21 protein-coding genes are annotated in these 23,161 nt (G+C 72.3%); 10 read left to right on the top strand and 11 right to left on the bottom strand.

Annotated features, from left to right (window positions below; genetic code table 11):
* Nucleotides 1-8: 8 nt before the first annotated feature.
* Together P2F65_RS15510 and P2F65_RS15505 are read right to left on the bottom strand one after the other, a co-directional pair.
* A complete protein-coding gene (locus P2F65_RS15510; protein ID WP_275809662.1) occupies nt 9-1,331 on the bottom strand; it encodes a hypothetical protein in 1,323 nt (440 codons plus the stop codon).
* The gene (locus P2F65_RS15505) at nt 1,328-1,801 is read right to left on the bottom strand and encodes a hypothetical protein (protein WP_275809659.1); all 474 of its coding nucleotides are present in this window, start codon (nt 1,799-1,801) and stop codon (nt 1,328-1,330) included. Before P2F65_RS15505 ends, P2F65_RS15510 begins: the two co-directional genes overlap by 4 nt.
* A 40-nt stretch (nt 1,802-1,841) precedes the next feature.
* On the opposite strand from P2F65_RS15505, the gene P2F65_RS15500 reads away from it, so the two are divergent.
* From P2F65_RS15500 to P2F65_RS15480, 5 genes are read left to right on the top strand one after another with little or no spacing between them, the layout of a single operon-like run.
* Nucleotides 1,842-3,266 (top strand): wax ester/triacylglycerol synthase family O-acyltransferase, encoded by a 1,425-nt coding sequence (locus tag P2F65_RS15500; RefSeq protein ID WP_275809656.1) that lies wholly within the window; start codon nt 1,842-1,844, stop codon nt 3,264-3,266.
* Nucleotides 3,267-3,276: 10 nt separating this feature from the next.
* Entirely contained in the window at nt 3,277-4,287 is a 1,011-nt protein-coding gene (locus P2F65_RS15495; RefSeq protein WP_275809653.1) for a patatin-like phospholipase family protein, read from the top strand.
* The gene (locus P2F65_RS15490; RefSeq protein ID WP_275809650.1) at nt 4,284-4,706 is read left to right on the top strand and encodes a hypothetical protein; all 423 of its coding nucleotides are present in this window, start codon (nt 4,284-4,286) and stop codon (nt 4,704-4,706) included. The genes P2F65_RS15495 and P2F65_RS15490 overlap by 4 nt, the downstream gene beginning before the upstream one ends.
* A gap of 14 nt (nt 4,707-4,720) precedes the next feature.
* Entirely contained in the window at nt 4,721-6,211 is a 1,491-nt protein-coding gene (locus P2F65_RS15485; RefSeq protein WP_275809647.1) for a hypothetical protein, read from the top strand.
* Between the two features lie 40 nt (nt 6,212-6,251).
* Nucleotides 6,252-7,016: a SprT-like domain-containing protein gene (locus P2F65_RS15480; RefSeq protein WP_275809644.1), complete on the top strand. Its 765-nt coding sequence runs from the start codon at nt 6,252-6,254 to the stop codon at nt 7,014-7,016.
* Nucleotides 7,017-7,049: 33 nt separating this feature from the next.
* Here the strand turns inward: P2F65_RS15480 and P2F65_RS15475 are convergent, their stop codons facing one another.
* Nucleotides 7,050-7,871 carry an alpha/beta hydrolase gene (locus P2F65_RS15475; RefSeq protein WP_275809641.1) on the bottom strand — a complete coding sequence of 274 codons (822 nt, stop codon included), beginning with the start codon at nt 7,869-7,871 and terminating at the stop codon, nt 7,050-7,052.
* A gap of 56 nt (nt 7,872-7,927) precedes the next feature.
* Here P2F65_RS15475 and pruA point away from each other — a divergent pair, with 56 nt between their 5' ends.
* The gene (gene pruA, locus P2F65_RS15470; protein WP_275809638.1) at nt 7,928-9,556 is read left to right on the top strand and encodes an L-glutamate gamma-semialdehyde dehydrogenase; all 1,629 of its coding nucleotides are present in this window, start codon (nt 7,928-7,930) and stop codon (nt 9,554-9,556) included.
* 114 nt (nt 9,557-9,670) lie between these two features.
* Here pruA and P2F65_RS15465 read toward each other — a convergent pair whose 3' ends face one another.
* Complete coding sequence (locus P2F65_RS15465) at nt 9,671-10,171, bottom strand: DUF2505 domain-containing protein (RefSeq protein WP_275809635.1); 501 nt, start codon at nt 10,169-10,171, stop codon at nt 9,671-9,673.
* A 249-nt stretch (nt 10,172-10,420) separates the two neighbouring features.
* Between P2F65_RS15465 and P2F65_RS15460 the strand changes: the two genes are divergently transcribed.
* Nucleotides 10,421-11,734, top strand: coding sequence for an HNH endonuclease signature motif containing protein (locus P2F65_RS15460; protein ID WP_275809632.1), 1,314 nt, complete (start codon nt 10,421-10,423; stop codon nt 11,732-11,734).
* Between the two features lie 57 nt (nt 11,735-11,791).
* Here P2F65_RS15460 and P2F65_RS15455 read toward each other — a convergent pair whose 3' ends face one another.
* The 6 genes from P2F65_RS15455 to P2F65_RS15430 all read right to left on the bottom strand — a co-directional run bounded on the left by P2F65_RS15455 (nt 11,792) and on the right by P2F65_RS15430 (nt 15,220).
* Nucleotides 11,792-12,691: a biotin-dependent carboxyltransferase family protein gene (locus P2F65_RS15455; protein ID WP_275809629.1), complete on the bottom strand. Its 900-nt coding sequence runs from the start codon at nt 12,689-12,691 to the stop codon at nt 11,792-11,794.
* Entirely contained in the window at nt 12,688-13,353 is a 666-nt protein-coding gene (locus P2F65_RS15450; protein ID WP_275809626.1) for an allophanate hydrolase subunit 1, read from the bottom strand. The genes P2F65_RS15455 and P2F65_RS15450 overlap by 4 nt, the downstream gene beginning before the upstream one ends.
* The gene (locus P2F65_RS15445) at nt 13,350-14,120 is read right to left on the bottom strand and encodes a 5-oxoprolinase subunit PxpA (protein WP_275809623.1); all 771 of its coding nucleotides are present in this window, start codon (nt 14,118-14,120) and stop codon (nt 13,350-13,352) included. Before P2F65_RS15445 ends, P2F65_RS15450 begins: the two co-directional genes overlap by 4 nt.
* Nucleotides 14,121-14,130: 10 nt before the next feature.
* Entirely contained in the window at nt 14,131-14,652 is a 522-nt protein-coding gene (locus P2F65_RS15440; RefSeq protein WP_275809619.1) for a hypothetical protein, read from the bottom strand.
* Complete coding sequence (locus tag P2F65_RS15435) at nt 14,649-14,960, bottom strand: hypothetical protein (protein ID WP_275809617.1); 312 nt, start codon at nt 14,958-14,960, stop codon at nt 14,649-14,651. Before P2F65_RS15435 ends, P2F65_RS15440 begins: the two co-directional genes overlap by 4 nt.
* Before the next feature lie 101 nt (nt 14,961-15,061).
* Nucleotides 15,062-15,220 (bottom strand): DUF6131 family protein, encoded by a 159-nt coding sequence (locus P2F65_RS15430; RefSeq protein WP_275809614.1) that lies wholly within the window; start codon nt 15,218-15,220, stop codon nt 15,062-15,064.
* Between the two features lie 242 nt (nt 15,221-15,462).
* Between P2F65_RS15430 and P2F65_RS15425 the strand changes: the two genes are divergently transcribed.
* Genes P2F65_RS15425 through P2F65_RS15415 form a run of 3 tightly spaced genes read left to right on the top strand, consistent with a single transcriptional unit; the run spans nt 15,463 to nt 22,594 of the window.
* Nucleotides 15,463-20,349 (top strand): NAD-glutamate dehydrogenase, encoded by a 4,887-nt coding sequence (locus tag P2F65_RS15425; protein WP_275809612.1) that lies wholly within the window; start codon nt 15,463-15,465, stop codon nt 20,347-20,349.
* 2 nt (nt 20,350-20,351) lie between these two features.
* Complete coding sequence (locus P2F65_RS15420; RefSeq protein ID WP_275809610.1) at nt 20,352-21,068, top strand: MOSC N-terminal beta barrel domain-containing protein; 717 nt, start codon at nt 20,352-20,354, stop codon at nt 21,066-21,068.
* 38 nt (nt 21,069-21,106) lie between these two features.
* Nucleotides 21,107-22,594, top strand: coding sequence for a PAS domain-containing sensor histidine kinase (locus P2F65_RS15415; RefSeq protein ID WP_275809607.1), 1,488 nt, complete (start codon nt 21,107-21,109; stop codon nt 22,592-22,594).
* 87 nt (nt 22,595-22,681) lie between these two features.
* Here the strand turns inward: P2F65_RS15415 and P2F65_RS15410 are convergent, their stop codons facing one another.
* On the bottom strand, nt 22,682-22,930 hold the full coding sequence (locus tag P2F65_RS15410) for a WhiB family transcriptional regulator (protein WP_056882623.1): 249 nt from the start codon (nt 22,928-22,930) through the stop codon (nt 22,682-22,684).
* Nucleotides 22,931-23,161: the final 231 nt, after the last annotated feature.

Here is a 23,161-nt window from a genome sequence, read left to right as displayed (position 1 = left end):
GCCGTGTCCTACGCCGAGAAGAGCAGCGTGAGGCCGCCGACGGTGTAGAGCACCATCAGCACCAGCAGCGGCACCTGGCCGGTGACCGCGACCCGGCGGGGGAAGAGGGCGACGGCACGCTCGTGCGCCACGACGACGCCGAGCAGGTGGCCGGTGATGATGCCGACGACCTGGATGGTCGCCACGAGGGTCGGCTCGATCAGCGCCAGGCTCGGCTCCAGCCCGGCGGTGCCCAGCCAGTTGGCGCCGGAGCCCAGCGGGTCGGACAGCTTGGCCAGTCCGTTGACCCCCTCGTAGACGAACAGCGACCAGTAGTGCGCGACGAGGTAGCCCGCCGCGATGGGCACCAACGAGGGGGCGAAGGCGGTGGCCAGGCCGCGCGCCGGCATCTTGGCGAGCAGCGCCGAGAACGCAGCGGCGGCCCAGAGCATCCCGGCCACGAGCAGGCACAGCACGACCAGGGCCAGGGTCTGCCACAGCCGGCCGGGCAGGTCGGAGGACTGCACGAAGGTGTACCACCACGTCTCGGACGAGAACCCGTCGTAGGCGGTGCCGCCGAGCATGACCGACGTCGTGGCGACGAGCCCGGGGCGCGCGGCGATCTCGTTCGGCCCGTGCAGGGGCGTGCGCAGCACCCACCGTCCGTCGGCCCGGCGGCCGAGCGGGCTGAGCGAGCCGTAGAGACCCGACCAGGCCTCGAACGGGTCGCCGGTGGCGAAGTAGTCGCGGCCGAACACCAGCGCGAGCAGCAGCGAGACGAGCAGGAAGCCCACGATGGCCACCCGCAGCACGGGCAGGGTCGTGTTGTCGGGGGCGATGAGCTCGAGCCAGGTGAAGGCGAACAGGCCCAGGGCGGCCGGCCACCAGCCGAGGCGGTAGGGCGCGAGGGAGAAGTCCGGTGGGACCCGGGCCAGGGCCAGCACGCCGCGGTGGAGCTGGCGCACCGGGTTGAGCACCCTCCAGATCGGCCCGAAGACCAACGACAACAGGCCCAGGCCGACCCACAGGTACACGTAGACGACGTAGGGGACCGGGTTGTTGGCGTCGTCCTTGCCGAAGAACAGCGCCAGCAGGGTCCACGCCGTCAGGGCCAGGGAGAGGGCGGCGAAGACGCCCCGGACGAAGGGGGAGTCGAGGGCGAGGGCCAGTGCCGGGGGCAGCAGGCGGCCGTCGGTGCGGTGCAGTCGGGGCTGCTTCCACAGCACGCCGAGGGCCACGAACGAGATCGCCAGGGCCAGGCCGGCGCCGATGAGCAGCAGGTCGAAGGGCAGGGGCAGGTCCTGCCGCGAGCCCACACCGTGCGCCGGCAGCACCGTCGGGAGAGCCGTCATCGGACGGCGATCCTCATGAGCATCAGGGGCGGCTCGTGGGTCTCGACCTCGAAGACGCCCGGCTCGGTGCCCGTCACCGTGACGGTCGAGGGCTTCCCGGCCTCGAGCGTGCCGGTGACGTCGAACCCGTGGGCGTGGATCTCGTCGTCGTGGTCGCTGGTGACGACGAGCGTGAGCTTCTCGCCGACCTTGAGGTCGATCGTGGCGGGAGCCGGGGTGACCTTCTTGCCCGTGATGGTGACCTCGATGGTCCGGCCCGCGGGGGTGTCGCTCGGGGGTGGGGGAGTGGTCGGGGTCTTGGCCGACGGCGGCGTCGTGTCCTTGGCGGCCGGGCTCGACGAGGTGGCCGACGGGCTCGGGCTGCCGCTCGCGGCAGGCGAGCCTGAGCCTTCCCCGCAGGCGGTGACGGCGAGCGCCAGCGCCGCCCCCGCGGCATACCAGGTGCCCCTTGAGAGGGTCATCTTCGTCACGCGCTGCAGTCTAGACAGCGCGATCTGACACCATGGACGCGTGCCCGACCGCCTGAGCTCGCTCGACGCGTCCTTCCTCTACCTGGAGGATGCGACCACGCCCATGCACGTCGGCTCGGTCATGGTGTTCGACCCTCCGGACGACGGCTTCGACTACGACCGTCTGGTGCAGCTCATCTCGCAGCGCATCGCCTTCGTGCCGCGGTACCGGCAGCGGATCCGGCAGATCCCCGGGCGCCTGGCGAACCCGGTGTGGGTCGACGACGAGGACTTCGACGTCACCTACCACGTGCGCCGGTCGGCCCTGCCCCGCCCGGGCACCGACGAGCAGCTGCAGGAGTTCGTCGCCCGGATCCAGCCGCGTCCCCTCGATCGCCACCGACCGCTGTGGGAGGTCTACCTCGTCGAGGGCCTCGAGGACGGACGCTTCGCGATCGTGACCAAGTCGCACCAGGCGCTGGTCGACGGGGTGCACGCCGTCGACATCGCCCACGTCATCGTCGACGACGACCCGGCGGCCGAGGGCCTGGTCACCGACACGTGGCGGCCGTCGCACGAGCCGAGCGACATCGAGCTGCTCACCGGTGCGCTGGTCGACGCCGTGCGCCGCCCCAGCGAGATCGTCGAGAACGTGCGGGGCGGCATCGTCGACCTGAAGGCCGTCGGCGGCAGGGCCCTGTCGGCAGCCGGCCACGTCGTGTCGACGCTCGCGCGCACCGCGACCCGCCCGGCGCCCACCTCACCGCTCAACGCCTCGGTGGGCGAGGCCCGCCGCTACGTGATGATCGGCACGGACCTCGACGACTACAAGAAGGTGCGCAGCAAGCTGGCCCGCGGCAACTACGCCGACGACGTCACCATCAACGACGTCATCCTGGCGACGATCTCCGGCGCCTTCCGGTCGTGGCTGCTCACGCGCGGCGAGGCCGTGCACTCGGGCACGACGGTGCGGGCGATGGTGCCGGTCAGCGTCTACGACGAGGAGCAGACGCACCATGCTGGTACCCGCCTGAAGGCGTGCTTCGTCGACCTGCCGGTGGGGGAGCCGGGCGCCTCCATGCGGCTGCACCAGATCGCCTTCGCGATGCGCCAGCAGATGGAGGGCGGGCAGGCCGTGGGTGCCGACTCGCTCGCCGAGCTCGCGGGCTTCGCCCCGCCCACGCTGCACTCGCTCGGTGCCCGCCTCGGCAGCGCCGTGTCGCGGCGGCTGTTCAACGTCGTCATCACCAACGTCCCCGGTCCGCAGCAGGCCCTGTATGCCGGTGACGCCAAGATGGTGGCCACCTACCCGGTGATGCCACTCGCCAAGGGACAGGGGCTGTCGATCGGCCTGACCTCCTACGACGGCGGGGTCTACTACGGCCTCAACGCCGACCGCGACGCGATGCCCGACATCGATGTGCTCGGCCAGGGAGTCGTCGACTCCCTCGGCGAGCTCCTCGAGAGCAAGTCGAGTCAGCGGTAGGCGGGACGCCGTGAGCACCGAGCTCGTTCCCACCGACGCCGGACGCCCTCGGCGGGGGCTCGTGCTGGGCGGCGGGGGCGTGCTCGGCGCGGCGTGGATGGTGGGGGCGCTCAAGGCGCTCGAGGACGAGCTGGGCATGGACGCCCGTCACTTCGACGAGTACGTCGGCACATCGGCCGGCGCCGTGCTCACGGCGCTGCTCGGCTGCGGGGTCTCGGTTGGAGACCTCGTGCGCCACCAGCTCGAGGGGACCATCGACGTGGGGCCGCTCGCGGGCTACGAGTGGGACTACCACCGCGACACCGGCGGCGACCGGCCGCCGCGGCCGCGGGTCAGCCTCGGCTCGCCCGAGCTGCTGCGCGCCAACGCCCGCCAGCTGCGCCAGCTCCCGCCGACCGCGGTGCTGTCCGCGATCGTGCCCGAGGGCCGGGGCAGCATCGAGGCGGTCGGGGCGCTCGTCTCCTGGGTGGCGGGGGACGCCTGGGCGCCCCGCGACGGCGTGTGCGTCGTGGCTCTGGACTTCGATGCCGGTCAGCGGGTGGCGTTCGGCCGCGAGGGCGCTCCTCCCGCGCCGCTGTCGTCGGCGGTGATGGCCTCGTGCGCCATCCCGGGCTGGTACCAGCCGGTGCGGTTGGGCGAGCGCCGCTACATCGACGGCGGGGCGTGGTCGTCGACCAACCTCGACCTGATGGCCGGCCTGGGCCTCGACGAGGTCTACGTGCTGGCGCCCTCGGTGAGCTTCGTCCGGGACGCGCCCAAGCACTGGAGGACCCGGGTGGAGCGGCAGTGGCGCAACCGGGTGACCCAGCGCTGCCTGCGCGAGCTGCGCCGGGTGCACCGGGAGGGGACCCACGTCACCGTGCTCGGTCCGGGCGAGGAGGACCTCGAGGCGTTCGGCGCCAACCTCATGGACGTGGGGCGGCGGCCGCGCGTCATCGAGACGTCCCTGCGAACATCGGCGCACTCCCTGCGCGACCCGGCGCCCCTGCCGGACGCCACCGACTTCGAGGATGTGGGATGAGCCAGACCCGGGTCTACGTGCCGCTGAACGCCTCGCGCCTGCGCGAGCTGAGCCGGACGCGCACGCTCACCGGGACGCCGCTGGCTGCCTTCGCGGTGACGGCACGGCTGGAGCGCTCACTGCCGACGGGGGACGAGGAGGAGTGGGAGTACGCCGCGCTGTGCGACGCAGTCGAGGCGGCTTCGGAGCTGAGGGAGACGCCGGGCGCCAAGCGGGTGGTGGCGGCGGCCGACGTCGAGGCGGACTCGGTGATGGCGGGCGGGGAGGCTGGTGCCCTTTCGTCCGTTGACGTGGGGGAGGCGGTGCCGCTTCGGCACATCGTCTCCTTCCACATCGACGAGCTCCCGAACGCGGACGGGGCGGAGGACCTGCTCTGGTACGACGCGACGGAGCTCGACGAGGTCGCGCGTCTCATGTAGAAGCTGGAGGGCACATGGACCCACTCCATGTCCTGCAGGACGGCCTCGGTGCCGTCTGGGGCCTGAACCGGCCCGGGTGCACCGCCGAGCACGTCGTGGTCGTGCTGCCCTCGCTCAACGTCTCGCAGAGCATGCTCAAGCACTACGGGCCGCGCCTGCTGTCGTTGGAGCACCGGTACCTGACCGAGATGCTCATGCTCGCCCGGGTCCCCGGCTGCGAGCTCGTGTTCGTCTGCTCCACCCACCCCGGACCCGCCGTCCTGGACTACTACGCGGGCCTGGTGCCCTCGCACCTGCAGGCCGGCGTGCGCGCGCGGGTGCACGTCGTGGCGGTCGAGGACCTGTCGGCCCGGCCCGTGGCCGAGAAGCTGCTCGAGAACCCGCTGGCGCTGTCGCGCATCAGTGAGGTCGTGGCCGGGCGCCCGGCGATGATCGAGCCCTGGAACGTCACCACCACCGAGGTCGCCGTCGCCGAGCGGCTCGGTCTGCCGCTCAACGGCACGCCTCCCGACCTGTGGCCGGTGGCCTTCAAGAGCGCCGGGCGTCGCATCTTCCGCGAGAGCGGTGTCCCCGTCCCGGCTGGTCGCGAGGGCGTGCGCACGGTCGAGGAGGTGGCTGATGCCGTCACCGACATCATCGAGACCTGCCCGAACGCCCGTGGCGTGGTCATCAAGCACGACAACAGCGGCTCGGGCGAGGGCAACATCGTGGTGGGCATCCGCGACCTCGGGGGGCGGGCGGTCAACGGTCCTGCCCTCGCCGAGCTGCTGGAGCAGGCCATCCCCCAGTGGTACCGCCTCGACCTGTTGGGCGGCGGGGTCGTGGAGGAGCTGGTGTCCGGCCAGCCCTTCGCGAGTCCCAGCGCGCAGGTCGACGTGGCCCCGGACGGGTCGGTCTCGGTGGCCGCGACCCACGAGCAGGTGCTCTCCGGGGAGACAGGCCAGGTGTATGCCGGGTGCACCTTCCCGGCGAACCCCGAGTACACCGGCGTGCTGGCCGCCTACGCCGACGCCGTGGGCACCCGGCTGGCCGCGCTGGGTGCCCGCGGGCGCCTGAGCGTGGACTTCGTGGCAGTGCGGCGGGAGGAGTGGGACGTGCTGGCCATCGAGGTGAACCTGCGCAAGGGCGGCACCACCCACCCGCTGACGGCCCTGCGGCACCTCGTGCCCGGTCGCTACGACCCCGTCCACGGCCAGTGGTTGCCCGAGCAGGGCGGGGTCCGGTGCTACTCCTCGACGGACAACCTGCTCGACCCGGCCTGGGTGGGGCTGCGCGCCGATGCGGCCATCGACGCGGTCGCTGCGGCGCGGGTGGACTTCTCCGACTCGACGAGGTCGGGGGTCGTGCTGCACATGCTGTCGGGGCTGGGCATCGACGGCAGGTGCGGGCTCACGGCCATCGCGGGCTCGCAGGAGGAGGCCACCGCGCTGGCGCAGGAGGCCCAAGCCGCGATCACGGGCGCCGCCCGGCGAGCTCGAACCATCGTTGTCGGGGGGTCCGCCTAGAGTTCAGGGTCTGTCATCCCCGGCCCACCAGGAGGCGCCCATGCAGACCCGCGACGCCCTCGCCCTGGCTCGCACCCTGGTCGCCGCGCACGGGCTGCGGGGCTGGACGGTGGCTCTCGACCGCGCCAAGACCAGGGCCGGCGCGTGCCACTACGGCAAGCGGCTGATCACCCTGAGCGGCCCCTTGACGCGGCTGCACTCCGAGGCCGACGTGCGCGACACCATCCTCCACGAGATCGCGCACGCCCTCGTGGGGCCGAAGCACCGCCACGACGAGGTGTGGCGGGCCACCGCTGTGAAGATCGGGTGCACCGGGCAGCGGTGCGTGCCCCCCGACGCGCCGAAGGTGGCCGGCGACTGGCTCGGCACCTGCCCTGCCGGGCACGAGGTGCACCGGCACCGCCGTCCGCAGCGGCCCCAGTCCTGCTCCCGATGCCGGCCGTCGTTCGACCTGCGCCACCTCTTCGCGTGGACCCACCGCGGCCGCGCCGTGGCGATGTCGGCGTCCTACGAAGCGCAGCTGGCCGCCGTGCGGCGGCGGGAGGCGGAGGCCGCGGCGGCACGGGCCCCCGCGACCGACCTCTGGGGTGGGGCCGGGGCTGCCCTGGGGCAGTCGCGCCAGCCGGGCCCGGCAGGCACGAAGGCGGTGGCTCGTCTGGCACCCGGCACCCGGGCCCGCTGCCTGGCGCCGGGCAAGTACTACGGCGTCGTCGGCGAGGTGGTCAAGCGCGGCCGCACGCGCTACCACCTCAAGGTGCGGGCCGGCATCCTCACCGTGCCGTTCCCGCTCGTCGAGGCGGCATAGTCCCGCCCAGCTCGCGTACGGCGAGCGGTGAGCTCACGCGTGCTGCTCCAGCCACGGGTCGACCAGGCGGTGGAAGGCGTCCGGCTTCGACCGGCGGATGCAGTGGTCGGCTCCGTCGACCTTCTCCACCTGCAGGTTCGGGTTGCCCAGGCCCCGCAGCTCGTCGCGCCTCGCGTCGTCCCACAGCAGCGGGTCGTCGCAGGTGAGCACCAGTGACGGGACGGCGATCTCGGACGCCACCTCCTGCCACGTGCGGCGGACGCGCGCCTGGCCGGTGGCGAGCATCGCGAGGTCGGTCCGGGTCTTGGCCCTGGCCCAGCCGGCATACTCCGAGGGCGGCCAGCCCTCGTTGTCCGCCATCCCCTTGGCCAGTGCCCCCTCCGGGTCGTCGTGCCACTCCTGCGCGTCGGTCACCCGCTGGTCGCCCACGAGCAGCCGGTCGTCCATCGACTCGGTGGGGTCCTCGCCCAGCGCGGGGTCCTCGAGCACCGTGGCGCGCACGAGGTCGGGCCGGGTGGCCGCGACCGAGCCGGCGGTGCCGCCGCCCATCGAGTGGCCGACGAGCACCGGTCGCTCGACCCCCTGCTCGCGCAGGGCCTCGAGCAGCACCACCGCGTCGGCGAGCATCGTCTCGCCGACTCCGGCGTCGAGCTGCTCACGCGTGAACCGCGCCGAGGTCCCGTGGCCGCGCGCGTCCCAGGCGAGCACCCGGTAGCGCGGCACCCACCGGGCCGCCGCGTCGGTCCAGCACTCGCCGGAGTCGGTGAGCCCGTGCATGAGCACCAGCGTGGTGGCTCCCTCCGGCCCCCCGAAGTCGTGGACGGTGAGCTCGGGCGGAAACTCCAGTGGCGGCATACGTGACACCATAGGGGCGCACTCACCGCCGAGAGACTTGTCTGGAGTAGCCCCCCATGGATGCCGTCACCCAGGTGCCCGCCCCCGTCAACGAGCCGGTGCTCGACTACGCGCCCGGCAGCCCCGAGCGGGCCGCCCTCGAGGTGGCGCTCGCCGAGCTCGGCAGCGACCGGATCGACCTGCCGCACACCATCGCCGGCAAGCGGGTGATGGGCACGGGCAAGAAGATCGACGTGCGCCAGCCGCACGCCAAGCGCAAGGTCCTCGGCACCATGCGCAACGCCACCGTCGACGACGCCCGCGCGGCCGTCGACGCCGCCAAGGCCGCCGCCCCCGGCTGGCGCGCGCTCTCCTTCGACGACCGCGCCGCCATCCTCCTCAAGGCCGCCGAGCTGCTCTCCGGCCCGTGGCGCGCCCGGCTCAACGCCGCGACCATGCTGGGCCAGTCCAAGACCGCCTACCAGGCGGAGATCGACGCGGCCTGCGAGCTCATCGACTTCTGGCGCATCAACGTGCACTTCGCGCGCCAGATCCTCGCCGAGCAGCCGCTGCTCAACTCCAAGGGCATCTGGAACCGCACCGACCACCGCCCGCTCGAGGGCTTCGTCTACGCGATCACCCCGTTCAACTTCACCGCCATCGCCGGCAACCTGCCGACCGCCCCGGCGCTGATGGGCAACACGGTCGTGTGGAAGCCGTCGCCGACCCAGCAGTTCGCGGCTCAGCTGACCCTCGAGCTGCTCGAGGCCGCCGGCATGCCGCCCGGCGTCATCAACATGGTGACCGGCGACGGCATCAACGTCTCCAAGGTCGCCCTCACCGACCCCGACCTCGCGGGCATCCACTTCACCGGTTCGACCGCGACGTTCCAGCACCTGTGGCAGGAGGTCGGCGCCAACCTGACCACCTACCGCACCTACCCGCGCCTGGTGGGGGAGACCGGTGGCAAGGACTTCATCCTCGCCCACCCCTCCGCCGACCCCGACGTGCTGCGCACCGCGATGATCCGCGGCGCCTTCGAGTACCAGGGCCAGAAGTGCTCCGCCGCCTCGCGGGCCTACGTGCCGAAGTCGCTGTGGAAGCGCATCAAGGCCGACCTGGTCTCGATCACCGAGGGCCTGAAGCAGGGTGACGTCACCGACCTGTCGAACTTCATGGGCGCGGTCATCGACGAGCGCGCGTTCGGCAAGCACGCGGCCGCGATCGACCGGGCGCACGCCACCTCAGGTGTCGACGTGGTCGCGGGCGGCAAGTACGACGACAGCGAGGGGTACTTCGTGCGCCCCACCGTGCTCGAGATCGCCGACCCGACCGACGAGTCGTTCAGGACGGAGTACTTCGGTCCGATCCTGTCGGTGCACGTCTACCCCGACCGCCAGTACGACAAGGTGCTCGACCAGATGGAGGCCTTCGCGCCCTACGGCCTGACCGGCTCGATCATCGCCCAGGACCGGGTCGCCATCGCCGACGCGACCGAGCGCCTGCGCTTCGCCGCCGGCAACTTCTACGTCAACGACAAGCCGACCGGCGCCGTCGTGGGCCAGCAGCCGTTCGGCGGCGGTCGCGCCTCCGGCACCAACGACAAGGCGGGCGCTGCGCAGAACCTGCTGCGCTGGACCTCGGCGCGCTCCATCAAGGAGACGTTCAACCCGCCGACCGCGCACGAGTACCCGCACATGGGCTGAGCGCGCCGCCCTGACGGGGCGCCCGCGAATACCGAGAGGGCCTGGAACCGCAGTGGTTCCAGGCCCTCTCGCCGTGTCCGGCCGTGCGGGGTGTGACGCGGTATGCCGTGTGGCTCAGCCCTGCTCGCCGCTCAGCCACTTCACGCCGGTCTGGTGCTCGATCTCGATGGCGGCCTCGATCGGCGGGGCCGCGGCCTTCTCGATCTTGCCCCCGAGGAGCGGCACGTGAGCCTTGAGGTCGGCGTCGATGTGCTGGACCGTGCCCGCACCGCCCGGCTGGAGCCGGAGCTTGCCGCCCAGCGTGATGGGGGCGCCGTGGATGTGCAGCTTGATGGACCCCTCCCTGCTGCCGTCTGGCATCGCCGGACCCCAGTCCTGGGTCTCGGCCACCTTGAGGGTCTCGCCCACCATCGACTTCGCGAAGTCGGGGAAGCCGTGCGTCGGAAGGACCCGCTCGGTCTTGATGATGGTGCGGTCACCCGACAGCTCGACCGAGACGGCGTGCTCGAGCGCCGCGGTCGCACCGCACTTGGCCTCCTGGAACCGCGGCTCCGCCAGCATCTCGAAGACCTCGTGGGGCGGGGCGGGGAACTCGACGGTGTGCGAGATCTTCACTGACACTCCAGACGTTGGGGACGGGTGGGTTCGTCGTCGATCGTAACCACGGCCGGGGTGTCCGGCTCCTGCGCGGCCTGCCGTGCACTGCTTGTCCACAGGGCGTCGTGGGTGGTCACGTTGTCCACAGGCGCGGCTCCGCGGCTTGCAGACCGTGCTGTTGTATGCCGTCGAATCCGTTGCGCCGCAACGGTGGCCGTCGCTTTCGGGTCCAGTTGGGCTGTCGGTGCTTGCCCCTATGTTGTGGTCATGGAGGAGAACCTGAGCCACGGCCCGACCTTGGCCGAGCACCGCGAACGGATCGCGGCTGCGCACTCCTCCCTGTCCGCGCTCGGTGAGGTGCTGTGGCAGACGCCGTCGGGCGGCGGGCCCGACGGGCTGGCCGGGCTGGTGAGCGAGGTCGACGCGCTGGGCATGGCGTGCGATGCGGTGCGGGTCGCGGTGGTGCGGGAGGCGATGGACCGCGGGGAGACCTCCGGTGGGGCGGCGGCGATGACGGTGACCCAGTGGGTGCGCCACCACGCGCCGTCGACGAGGGCCGGTGGGGCGGGGACCATCGTCAGCGTCGCGCAGGGGTTCCAGAAGCGGGTCAACGCCCCAGTGAAGGAGGCGGTGGACGCGGGCCGGCTGCCGGTGTGGTCGGCGGCGGCGGTCGTCTCGGAGGCGGACAAGCTGCGGCCGCTGCTGGCCGAGGGCGCCGAACCCCACGTGCTCGAGGGCCTGGTCAGCATGGCCGAGCAGCACGGCCCGTCCGGGTGCCGGATGCTGCGTGACGCCCTGCTGGCCAGGTACGGACGCCAGGGGGTGCTGCAGGACCAGCAGAACCTGGGCAAGGCGTTCATCTCCCTGTCCCAGCCGCGGGAGACCGGCGCGGAGACGTTCGAGTACCGGCTCACCCTCGACGTCGAGGGCAAGGCTGCGTTGGAGGCCGCGCTGGGGCCGTTGTCGGCCCCGAAGCCGGTCGACGGCGAACGCGACCTGCGCAGCAGCGACCGTCGCCGCGGCGACGCCTTGGTGACGTTGGCGCGGCGGGCGGTGGCGGCCGGGGACGAGGCGGGCAGGACGAACAAGACCACCCTGCTGCTGACCATGAGCTACGACGACCTCAGGAACCGACTAGGCGCGGCCACCACCCTGGGCGGGCTGGACGCCGGCACCCACCTGGCCCCGGAGACCGTGCGCCGGTTGTGCTGCGACGGCTCCGTGATCCCGATCGTGCTGAACGGTCGGGGTGAGGTCGTGGACTGGGGCCTGGAGAAGCGGTACCTCAGCGACGCCCAGACCAAGCGGCTCTGGCTCCGCGACGGCGGGTGCACCTACCCCGGTTGTGACGCCCCGCCGCAGTGGACCGACGCCCACCACCTCGTGCACTGGGCAGATGCCGGCCCCTCGAACCTGGGCAACGCGGCCCTGCTGTGCGAGCGGCACCACACGGTCGTGCACAACCGCCGCTACGCCGGCCGGGTCGTCAAGGACGCGCCCGGGGAACGGGTCGAATGGGACCTCACCCGGGGCTCCTACGACGAGCTCCTCGCCCGACGCGCCGCGCAGGAGCCAGCGTGACCCCGCCCCACACCCCGCCGACACAGGCGGGGCCACCGGCGGGCCCGCGGCTGTGACCTAGGGCGGCTGGAGGCGCAGCCTGAGCTGTTGGCCGGGCACGGCCTGCGCGGCACGGTCGACATCGGTCTCGACGACCACAGCCACCACGGGGTAGCCCCCGGTCACCGGGTGGTCGGCGAGGAAGAGCACCGGCTGCCCACCCGCGGGCACCTGCACCGCGCCACGCACGACGCCCTCGCTCGGCAGCTCGTCGTCGGCCCGGTCGGGGTGCCACGCCAGTGCGGTGCCCTCGAGGCGCAGGCCGACCCGGTCGCTGCGCGACGAGACCGTCCACGTCTGCTCGCCCAGGGCCGTGGGGTCGGCCAGCCAGTCGGCTCGGGGGCCCAACACGGCCTGCAGCACGACGAGGCCGTCGGTGGGAGGGGCCACCGGGGCCACGTCAACGGTCGGCTCGCCCACGGGCGGCTCCACGGGCAGCACGTCGCCGGGGCGCAGCGGCGGAGGGCCGATGCCGGAGAGGATGTCGGTGGAGCGCGAACCCAGCACCGGCTCGACGGCGAAGCCGCCGCGCACCGACAGGTAGGTGCGCAGCCCGGCGACAGGCGGCCCGAGCCGAAGCGTCTGCCCGGCTCGCAGGAGGAAGGGCGCGGCGTGGGGCGCAGGACGTCCATCGACGGAGGCGGGGGCCGGAGCGCCGGTGAGCACGACGGTCACGCTCCCGCGGGCGCGCATCACGAGCCCGCCGTGGGTCACCTCGACGGCGGCGTGGCCGGGTCCCTGGCCGAGCAGTCGGGCGCCGAGGAGGAACGCGCCCCGGTCGGCCGCGCCCGATCGCCCGACCCCGTATGCCGCCAGGCCGGGGCGGCCGAGGTCCTGCAGCAGGGAGAGGGGCCCGGTCTCGAGCACCTCGAGCTCGGCGTGCAGCGCCGGGGCCGGCCCGCCCGAGGTGACCGTCACGGCATACCCTCGCCGTCGGCGTCGACGAACTCCACGGTGGCACCCGGTCGGAGCAGCGCCGGTGGCTCGCGGCCGACGTCCCAGAGCACGGCGTCGGTCTCGCCGATGATCTGCCAGCCACCGGGGGAGGGCCTGGGGTAGATCCCGCTGAACGCCCCGGCCAGCCCGACTGCTCCGGCCGGCACGCGGGTGCGCGGCTCCTCGTGCCGCGGAACGCGCAACCGGGGGTCACCGCCGACGAGGTAGGAGAACCCGGGGGCAAATCCGCCGAAGCCGACGGTCCACGCCGTCCCCGTGTGTGCGCGGACCACCTCGAAGACGCTGAGGCCGGTCAACGACGCGACGGCGTCGAGGTCGGGGCCGTTGTAGCGCACCATGATTCGCACATGCGGACCGTGGGTGGCGATGGGCGCGCCGGGCGCCGGCGGTCGCCACTCGTCCAGGAGCTCGCGCACCTGCTCGCGCAGCGCCGGAAGGTGCGGGGGGCCCTCACCGATGAGCAGGAGGGTGCGTGCGGCGGGCACCACGTCGACGAGGCGGGTGAGGGCTCCTGCCTCACGCCGGTCGGAGACGGCCTCGAGCAGGGCCAGCACCTGCCCGAGGTCGGCCACCTCGACGAGCAGGGCGGTGTCGCCGCACGCGTGCACGGCGGGTGCGGTCATGCGATGAAGGGGCTGATCGCGACCCCGGCGGCCGTGAGGGCCTCGCGGACCGCTGTCGCGATGGCGACGGCTCCCGGGGTGTCGCCGTGCACGCAGACCGAGTCGGCGCTCAGCTCGATGTCGGTGCCGTCGACGGCGGTGACCTTGCCCTCGGTGACCAGCCGCACGGTGCGCTGGGCGATCTCCAGCGGGTCGTGCAGCAGGGCGCCCGGCTGGGTGCGCGGCACCAGCGTCCCCTCGGGGGTGTAGCCGCGGTCGGCGAACGCCTCGGCGACGGTGCGGATCCCGGCCTCGCGGGCAAGGTCGAGCAGCACCGAGCCGGGCAGGCCCAGCACGGCCAGCGTCGGGTCGTAGCGGCGGACCGCCTCGACGACCGCCGCGGCCTGGGACTCGTGGTGCACGACGGCGTTGTAGAGCGCGCCGTGCGGCTTGACGTAGCGCACGGTTGTGCCGGCGGCCACGCACATCCCCTGCAGGGCCCCGATCTGGTAGACCACCTCGGCGGTCAGCTCCGCGGGTTCGACGTCCATGAACCGGCGGCCGAACCCGGCGAGGTCGCGGTAGGCCACCTGGGCGCCGACCACGACGCCGCGCCCAGCGGCCTGCTCGCAGGTGCGCAGCAGCCCGGCAGGGTCGCCGGCGTGGAAGCCGCAGGCGATGTTGGCGCTCGTGACGATGGCGAGCACGGCCTCGTCGTCGCCGAGCTCCCAGCGGCCGAAGGACTCGCCGAGGTCGGAGTTGAGGTCGATGCGCGGGCCGCTCTGCACAGCTCCGAGGCTACTCGCGCAACGCTGCCGAGTGGTGGGCCAGCACCGAGCGCGCGGCCTCGAGGGCGGCGGTCAGCCGGGCGCGCCGCCGGGTCAGCTGGAGCACGGCGTGGTCGAGCTGGGCCTGGAGCTCGGAGCGACGGGCCTCGCGGACGCCGAGGGCCTCCTCGTCGGCGACGCCGGCAACACCCCAGCGGGGCACCACCCTCCCGTCCGCCACGGCCAGCCCAGCCTGCTGTGCCGCCTCCTCGACGGCACGAGCCTGCTGGAGCGCCTCTGCGAGGTCCGTCGCGTGGTCCTGCAGCAGGGCGCCCACCCGGTCGAGCTCCTCCGTGGCCGCGGTCGCGGCGTCGACCAGGGTGCGGGTGCGGCGACCCACGCTGCGGGCCACGCGTCCGGACCAGTCCTCGCCGAGCAGGGCGTGCGCCTGCCCGGAGGCCGCGCCGGCCGAGCGCAGGTCGGCCGCCAGCCGTCGCAGCGAGCCGCCTACCTGCGAACACGAAGCGGGGTCACCGTGCAGCGCGGCGGTCACCGGAACAGCCCCTTGGGCGGCGCCGAGACGTCGTCGGTGACGGGGGCTGCGGGAAGGGCGGTCGCCCGCTGGGAGGTCGCGGCGATCCGCAGCCGGCCCGCCAGCTCGGTGGCTTCGGCGTCCACGGCGCGCAACGTGTCGGCGAGCTGCTCGAGCAGGCCGTCGAGCGCGTTCTGGGTGGGGCGGTCGCCCACCTCGGGGAAGTGCCCGAGCACCTCCTCGGCGCCGGCACGCGCCACGCTGCGCAGGCTCTCGAGGGTGGCGCCGAGCCCCAGGAGCCGTTCGGGGTCCACGGACGACGACGGCATAGGAGCACTGTAGTGACGCACAGGCAACGGCCCCCGCCATTACCCACACAGGTGGGTGGCGAGGGCCGTCGTGTGTGGACGCGGGGCGCTGCCCCGCGTCGTCAGTACCAGTACTTGCGTCCGCCGACGGCGCGGCCGGTGGCGCCAAGGATGGCGAGGATGAGGCCGATGACGATGAGGATGATCCCAAGCGTGGTGAGAATGCTCAGGCTGTCGACCAGCAGGCCGAGGATCAGGAGGATGATGCCGAGGACGATCACGTGCGCTACTCCTTTGTCCGTAAGGAACGTGGTGCCACTGTGGCACCAACTTCCCCGGAAACCTAGTGTGACCTGCCGTAATCCGCGCGCCGAAGAGTCACCCGATTGACGGAGGCGCCCCCCAGCCGTCCCCGGGCGGGCAAGGGCCGGTCCCGTCCTGCCCCGTCGCGATCGGCGCTAGGCTCGTCCCGGGCGCACAAAGGCGTGGGCCCACCCGACGACGGAGGAACACGACCACAAGCATGTCTGCATCGCTGGAGCAGTCTCGAGATCAGTTGTTGCACGCCGCGGCCGAGCTGGGGGCCCACGCGGGGGGTGAGGGGCTCGAGACGTTCCTGCAGGGCTACTACCGGCACGTCGCGACCGAGGACCTGCTCGCCCGGGCGCCCGAGGACCTGCTGGGTGCGGCGACCCACCACCAGGAGCTGGCCAAGACCCGGCCCATCGGCACCGTCAACGTCGAGGTGTTCAACCCCGAGGTCGAGGAGCAGGGGTGGGCCAGCGGCCACACCGTCGTGCAGATCGTCACTGACGACATGCCCTTCCTCGTCGACTCGGTGACGGCCGAGCTGGGTCGGATGGGGCGCACCGTCCACCTCATCGTGCACCCACTGATCGTGGTGCGCCGCAACGCTGCCGGTGAGCTCGAGGAGATCATCGGCCGCGGCACCCGTGACTCCGGCGTCGACCTCGGGCCCGAGGGCGGGTTCGGCGTCGTGCGCGAGTCGTGGATGCACATCGAGGTCGACCGTGAGAGCCACGCAGAGGAGCGCGAGGAGATCGCCGCCAACCTGCGCCGGGTGCTCTCCGACGTGCGCGAGGCCGTCGAGGACTGGCCGAAGATGCGCGCCAAGTGCAGCGAGGTCGCCGACGCGCTCAGGGCCAGCCCGCCGGTGGGCATCCCCGAGGGGGAGGTGGAGCAGACCCGACGCCTCCTCGACTGGCTCGCCGACAACCACTTCACGTTCCTCGGCTACCGCGAGTACCGGCTCGGCCGCGAGGACGGCACGGACGTGCTCACCGCCGTGCAGGGTTCCGGCCTGGGTCTGCTCCGCTACGACAGCAGCCCCGAGGGAGTGCGCCTGAGCGAGCAGGCCAGCGTGGTGGCGCGCGAGCCCAAGCTCCTGATCGTGACCAAGGCCAACAGCCGCGCCACCGTGCACCGCTCGACCTACCTCGACTACGTCGGCATCAAGACCTTCGACGAGCAGGGCGAGGTCACCGGGGAGAAGCGTTTCCTCGGTCTCTTCACCTCCACCGCCTACACCGAGTCGGTGACGCGGATCCCCGTGCTGCAGGACAAGATCAACGCGATCTTCGAGCGCACCGGCTTCGCCACCGACTCGCACTCGGGCAAGGACCTGCTCGAGGTGCTCGAGACCTACCCGCGCGACGAGCTGTTCCAGGCCGACCAGGACGAGCTGCACGACAACGCGACCGCCGTGCTCCACCTGCAGGAGCGCCGCAAGACCCGCCTCTTCCTGCGCAAGGACGAGTTCGGCCGGTTCATGTCGTGCCTGGTCTACATCCCGCGCGACCGCTACAACACCGCCGTCCGGCTGCGCATGGAGACGATCCTGCGCAACGCGTTCTCGGGCGCCAGCGTCGACTACACGACCCGCGTCTCGGAGTCCGCGCTGGCCCGCCTGCACTTCGTCGTGCGCGTCCCGCAGGGCCAGCGCATCCCCGAGGTCGACCAGGACGTCCTCGAGAAGCAGCTGATCGACGCCACCCGCACCTGGGACGAGGACCTGTCGGAGGCGGCTCGCACCGAGCACGGCGAGGAGGCCGCGGCCCGGCTCACCGGCCTCTACGGCAGGGCCTTCCCCGAGGCCTACAAGGAGGACTTCACGCCCCGGGTCGGCGTCGCCGACATCCGCCACATGGAGGCCCTCGACACCGAGGAGGCCACCGGGCTGAACATGTACCAGGAGCCCGGCGCCCCCAGCCACGAGCGGCGCTTCAAGCTCTACCGCCGCGGCCCCCTGTCGCTGACCCAGGTGCTGCCGATGTTCACCCATCTCGGGGTGGAGGTCGTCGACGAGCGTCCCTACGAGATCTCCCGCGCCGACGGCGTCACCGTGCACATCTACGACTTCGGCCTGCGGGTGCGCAACGAGAAGGTCTGGACAGGGGACTCGCGCGACCGAACGCGTGAGCTGTTCCAGGAGGCCGTCGGCGCCGTGTGGAACGGCCACGCCGAGTCGGACGGGTTCAACGCCCTCGTCCTCGGCGCCGGGCTGACCTGGCGCCAGGTCGTCATCATCCGCACGGTCGCGAAGTACCTGCGCCAGACCCAGTCCACGTTCAGCCAGGACTACCTCGAGAACGCCCTCGTCCAGAACCTGCCCATCGCCGCGATGCTGGTGGAGCTGTTCGAGGAACGGTTCGACCCGAGCCGGTATGCCGGTGCGGCCGGTGCCGACCGCACCGCCGCCGAGGAGCAGGTCGCGGGGCACATCGAGCGGGCGCTCGACGGTGTGAAGTCCCTCGACCAGGACCGGATCATCCGCGCCTTCCTCGGCGTCATCCGGGCTGCGCTGCGCACGAACTACTACCAGTCGGCGCAGGACGGCGGGGCGAAGTCCTACGTGAGCCTCAAGCTCAACCCCAAGGCGGTGCCCGACCTGCCGGCACCCAGGCCGGCCTTCGAGATCTGGGTCTACAGCCCGCGGGTCGAGGGCGTGCACCTGCGGTTCGGCCCGGTCGCCCGCGGCGGCCTGCGCTGGAGCGACCGGCGCGAGGACTTCCGCACAGAGGTGCTCGGACTGGTCAAGGCGCAGATGGTCAAGAACGCCGTCATCGTGCCGACGGGTTCCAAGGGCGGCTTCTACGCCAAGCAGCTGCCCGACCCGACGCTGGACCGCGACGCGTGGCTGGCCGAGGGCGTGGCGTCCTACAAGATGTTCATCTCCGGCCTCCTCGACATCACCGACAACCGGGTCGGCGGCGAGGTGGTCGCTCCCGCAGACGTCGTGCGCCACGACACGGACGACCCCTACCTCGTGGTCGCGGCCGACAAGGGCACAGCGACCTTCTCCGACATCGCCAACGGCGTCGCGCAGTCCTACGGCTTCTGGCTCGACGACGCGTTCGCCTCCGGTGGCAGCGCCGGCTACGACCACAAGACGATGGGCATCACCGCCCGCGGCGCCTGGGAGTCGGTCAAGCGGCACTTCCGCGAGATGGGCGTCGACACCCAGGCGCAGGACTTCACCGCCGTGGGCATCGGCGACATGAGCGGCGACGTCTTCGGAAACGGCATGCTGCTGTCCGAGCACATCCGCCTGGTGGCCGCGTTCGACCACCGGCACATCTTCGTCGACCCGAACCCGGACGCGGCCACCTCGTTCCCGGAGCGCAGGCGGCTGTTCGAGCTGCCGCGGTCGTCCTGGGCCGACTACGACGAGACGCTGATCAGCAAGGGCGGCGGCGTGTTCGACCGGTCGCTCAAGGCGATCTCGATCACCCCGGAGATGACCGAGGCCCTGGGCCTGCCCGAGGCCGCCCGGACCATGACGCCGGCCGAGCTCATGAAGGCCATCCTCCAGGCGCCGGTGGACCTGCTCTGGAACGGCGGCATCGGCACCTACGTCAAGGCCGCCAGCGAGGAGCACTCCTCGATCGGCGACCGCGCCAACGACGCCATCAGGGTGAACGGCCACCAGCTGCGCTGCAGGGTCGTCGGCGAGGGCGGCAACCTCGGGTTCTCGCAGCTCGGGCGCATCGAGGCCTCGCTGCACGGGGTGCGGATCAACACCGACGCCATCGACAACTCCGCCGGTGTCGACACCTCCGACCACGAGGTGAACATCAAGATCCTCCTCACCGGCCTCACGCGCGAGGGCGACATGACCCTCAAGCAGCGCAACAAGCTGCTGGCCTCGATGACCGACGAGGTGGCGGCGCAGGTGCTGCGCGACAACTACGAGCAGAACATCCTGCTCGGCAACGCCCGGGCGCAGGAGCACGGCATGCTGCCCGTGCACCAGCGGCTCATCCACTGGCTCGAGGAGCGCGGAGACCTCGACCGTGAGCTCGAGTTCCTGCCGTCCGACGCCGAGCTCGACCGGCGCGCGAGCGAGGGGCTGGGGCTGAAGTCGCCGGAGTTCTCGGTGCTCGTCGCCTACTCCAAGCTGGCCCTCAAGGAGGACCTGCTCGAGTCCGAGCTGCCCGACGACCCGTGGTTCCAGGCGACGCTGGCCGAGTACTTCCCGGAGCCGATCCGTGAGCAGTTCGCCGAACCGCTCGCGCAGCACCCGCTGCGCCGGGAGATCATCACCAACGCGGTGGTGAACTCGATGGTCAACCGCGGGGGCATCACCTTCGCGTTCCGGGCCATGGAGGAGACGGGCTCGACGCCCGAGCAGATCGCGCGCGCCTTCGTGGTGGCCCGCGAGATCTTCGACCTGCCCGGCTTCGTCGCAGCCGTCGAGGCCCTCGACAACCAGGTCGACACCGAGGTGCAGACCCAGCTCTACCTCGAGTTCCGCCGGCTCATCGACCGGTCGATCCGCTGGTTCCTCACCTCGCGGCCCTCGCGCCTCGACGTGGCCAAGGAGGTGGCCCGGTTCGAGGCTGTCGTGCGAGAGTTCGCCCCCCGCATCCCCGACATGCTCAAGGGCGCCGAGCTCAAGCGGATGGAGCGCAACGCGCTGGCCTTCGAGCACCTCGGCATCCCCGCGGAGCTCGCGCACCGGTCGGCCAGCCTGCTCGACCAGTTCTCGCTGCTCGACATCGTCGACATCGCCACCGACACGGGGGAGTCGCCGGAGTCGGTCGCGCCGCTGTACTTCGTCGTCTCCGAGAGGTTCGGCATCGACCTCATGCTGGGCCGCGTGACCAACCTGCCGCGCGACGACCGGTGGGACGCGCTGGCGCGCGGTGCGCTGCGAGACGACCTGTATGCCGTGCTGGAGTCCCTCGTGCGTTCCGCGATCGACGCGAGCGACGCGGACAAGCCGCCGGCGGAGCGCTACGAGCAGTGGGCCCACGCGAACGCCGAGTCCTTCGCCCGGGCCCGGAACGCGCTGGCAGGCATCGAGCGCCTCGAGCGGCCGAACATCGCTGCCCTGTCGGTCGCCCTCCGCACGCTGCGCTCGGTGATCCGGGCGGGCGCGGCCGTCTAGGCGTGGCGGACGACGGGCCGGTGGTGATGTTGGGCCGCCTCGTCGAGGTGTGGCGCTTCCCCGTGAAGTCGATGGCGGGGGAGCGCCTGGAGTCGGCGGCCCTCGACGGGCGGGGCCTGGTGGGGGACCGGGAGTGGGCGGTCTACGACGAGGAGGGCCGGCTCGCGAGCGGCAAGCGCACCAACCGGTTCCGCCGCATGGACGAGGTGTTCACGCTGGCGGCCCGCACCGTGGGCGACCGCGTGGAGGTCGTGCTGCCGGACGGGCGGCAGGTCGTCGCTGGAGAGGCTTCGGCCGACCTCGCCCTGTCGGAGCACTTCGGCGAGGAGGTGGAGGTCGCGCCCGAGTCCGACATCGCGCACCAGGACGCGGGGCAGGTGAGCCTGGTCGGCACCGCGACGCTGCGCGCGCTGGGCGCGCTGTGCGAGCTGGACGGGCCGGTGGACCCTCGGCACCTGAGGGTGAACCTCGTCGTGGAGACGGCTCAGCCCTTCGAGGAGGAGGGATGGCTGGGGCGCGAGGTGCGGGTGGGGGACGTCGTGCTGAGGCCGGTCGAACGCATCGAGCGCTGCCGCATGGTCGACCTCGAGCAGGTGGGCCTCCCGGCGCTCGACGGGCTGCTCAAGGTGGTCGGGGCCGAGCGGGAGATGTGCGTCGGGGTCTACGCCGACGTCGTGGAGCCGGGCCTGCTGCGCGAGGGCGACCAGGTCACGGCCTGACCCCGGGCTCCCGCAGCGCCATCACTAGGCTGCCTGTCGTGCCCACCCTCAACGAGGCGCTCTCCGAAGCCACCGACCTCGCTCCCGCCGAGGTCGAGTGGCTCCACCTGCTCGTGGGTGACTGGCAGCTGCTGTCCGACCTGTCCTTTGCCGACCTCGTGCTGTGGGTGCCCGGCGGTGTCGAGGGCTGGCTGGCCGTGGCGCACGTGCGGCCGACGACCGGACAGATGGTGTTCTTCGAGGATGTCGTCGGCCGGCGCAGCCACCGGGGTCGTCACGCACTGCTGGACCAGGCGTACTCGGGGCAGCGGATCGTGCGTGCCAAGGAGCCGACCTTCCGCGAAGACATGCCGGTGCGCGAGGAGGCCATCCCCGTCGTGAAGGGGGGCCGCGCGCTGGCGGTGCTGACCCGGCATACGAACCTCGCGGCCATGCGCACGCCGAGCCGCCTCGAGCTCACCTACCAGGCCATCGCGGACGCGCTGGCACGGATGATCGCGGCCGGCGAGTTCCCGCACGCCGCCGCCCCCACCGGGCTGCGCCGTGGCGCGCCCCGCGTCGGTGACGGCGTGATCCGGCTCGACGTCAACGGCGAGGTCACGTACGCCAGTCCCAACGCGCTGTCGGCGATCCACCGGCTCGGCCACGTCGGGGACGTCATCGGTGAGCTGCTGGCCAAGGTGGTGGCCGACCTGCTGCGCGACGAGTCGCCGGTCGACGAGTCGCTCGCACTGGTCGTGACCGGCCGGGCGCCGTGGCGCACCGAGGTGGGCGCGCGAGGTGCGAGCGTCTCCATGCGGGCGATTCCGCTCACCGAGGCCGGCCAGCGCACGGGGGCGCTGTTGCTGCTCCGCGACGTCTCCGAGCTGCGGCGTCGTGAGCGCGAGCTCATCACCAAGGACGCCACCATCCGGGAGATCCACCACCGGGTGAAGAACAACCTCCAGACCGTGGCTGCCCTGCTGCGCCTGCAGGCCCGCCGGCTGCCGGCGGGTGAGGGGCGCACGGCCCTCGAGGAGGCGGTGCGCCGCGTCGGCGTCATCGCGCTGGTGCACGAGACGCTCAGCCAGGGCTTCGACGAGCGGGTGAACTTCGACGAGATCGCCAGCCAGGGGCTCAAGGCCGTGGTCGAGGTGGCCCGGGGCGAGCACCCGATCCACTCCCACATCGTCGGCGAGTTCGGCCTGCTCCGCGCCGAGGACGCGACCGCGCTGGCGATGATCCTCTCCGAGCTGATCCAGAACGCCGCCGAGCACGCGCTCGCCGAGCGGGGCGGGACCATCGAGGTGGCGGCGAAGCGCTCGGGCGAGGACGGCCACGAGGTGCTCGAGGTGAGCATCACCGATGACGGCGCGGGGCTGCCGCCGGACTTCGCGCCGGGCCGCTCAGGCCTCGGGACGCAGATCGTCCAGTCGCTGGTGCAGGACCTGCGCGGGCGCATCACGTGGGAGCCGGCGGAGCCGCGAGGCACGCGGGTGCGCTTCGTCGCCCGGCTCCGGCCGCTCAGCAGGGAGTCCTCGGCCTGAGGGCGGTGCCGGGTATGCCGGGTGGGCCGTCAGGCGGCGCGAAAACGCCGCGCGGGGGAAGCCCCAGCGCGGCGTGCGGTGGGGGACTCAGCCGGCGCGGCGGGCGCGAGCGTTGCGGCGCTTGAGGGCGCGGCGCTCGTCCTCGGACATGCCGCCCCAGACGCCGGCGTCCTGACCGGACTCAATGGCCCACTTCAGGCAGGTGTCGACCACCTCGCAGCGTCGGCAGACGGCCTTGGCTTCCTCGATCTGCAGGATCGCCGGGCCGGTGTTCCCGATCGGGAAGAACAGCTCCGGGTCCTCGTCGAGGCAGGCAGCGCGGTCGCGCCAGTCCATGAAGATCGTGCTCCTTGTCATTGCGGGGTGTCGCAGGGGGTGCCGGTGGGGGTGGTCGGCTGGCAAGGCGCGTCGTTGCGTCGTGCGGGGGTCATGCGCCGCTCGGGTCGCACAGCCGATCGGCCATGCTAGCGAAGAGGCCCACGGTGTGGGGAGGATGAAACGCAGGGGTGCGGTCATTCTCGGGGAAGACACACGTCTCTGCCAACGGCACAGCGGCGGCTTTCTGTT

It is taken from the genome of Knoellia sp. p5-6-4 (assembly GCF_029222705.1).
GTDB lineage: Bacteria > Actinomycetota > Actinomycetes > Actinomycetales > Dermatophilaceae > Pedococcus_A.
This window is presented reverse-complemented; position numbering and strand designations above follow the sequence as displayed.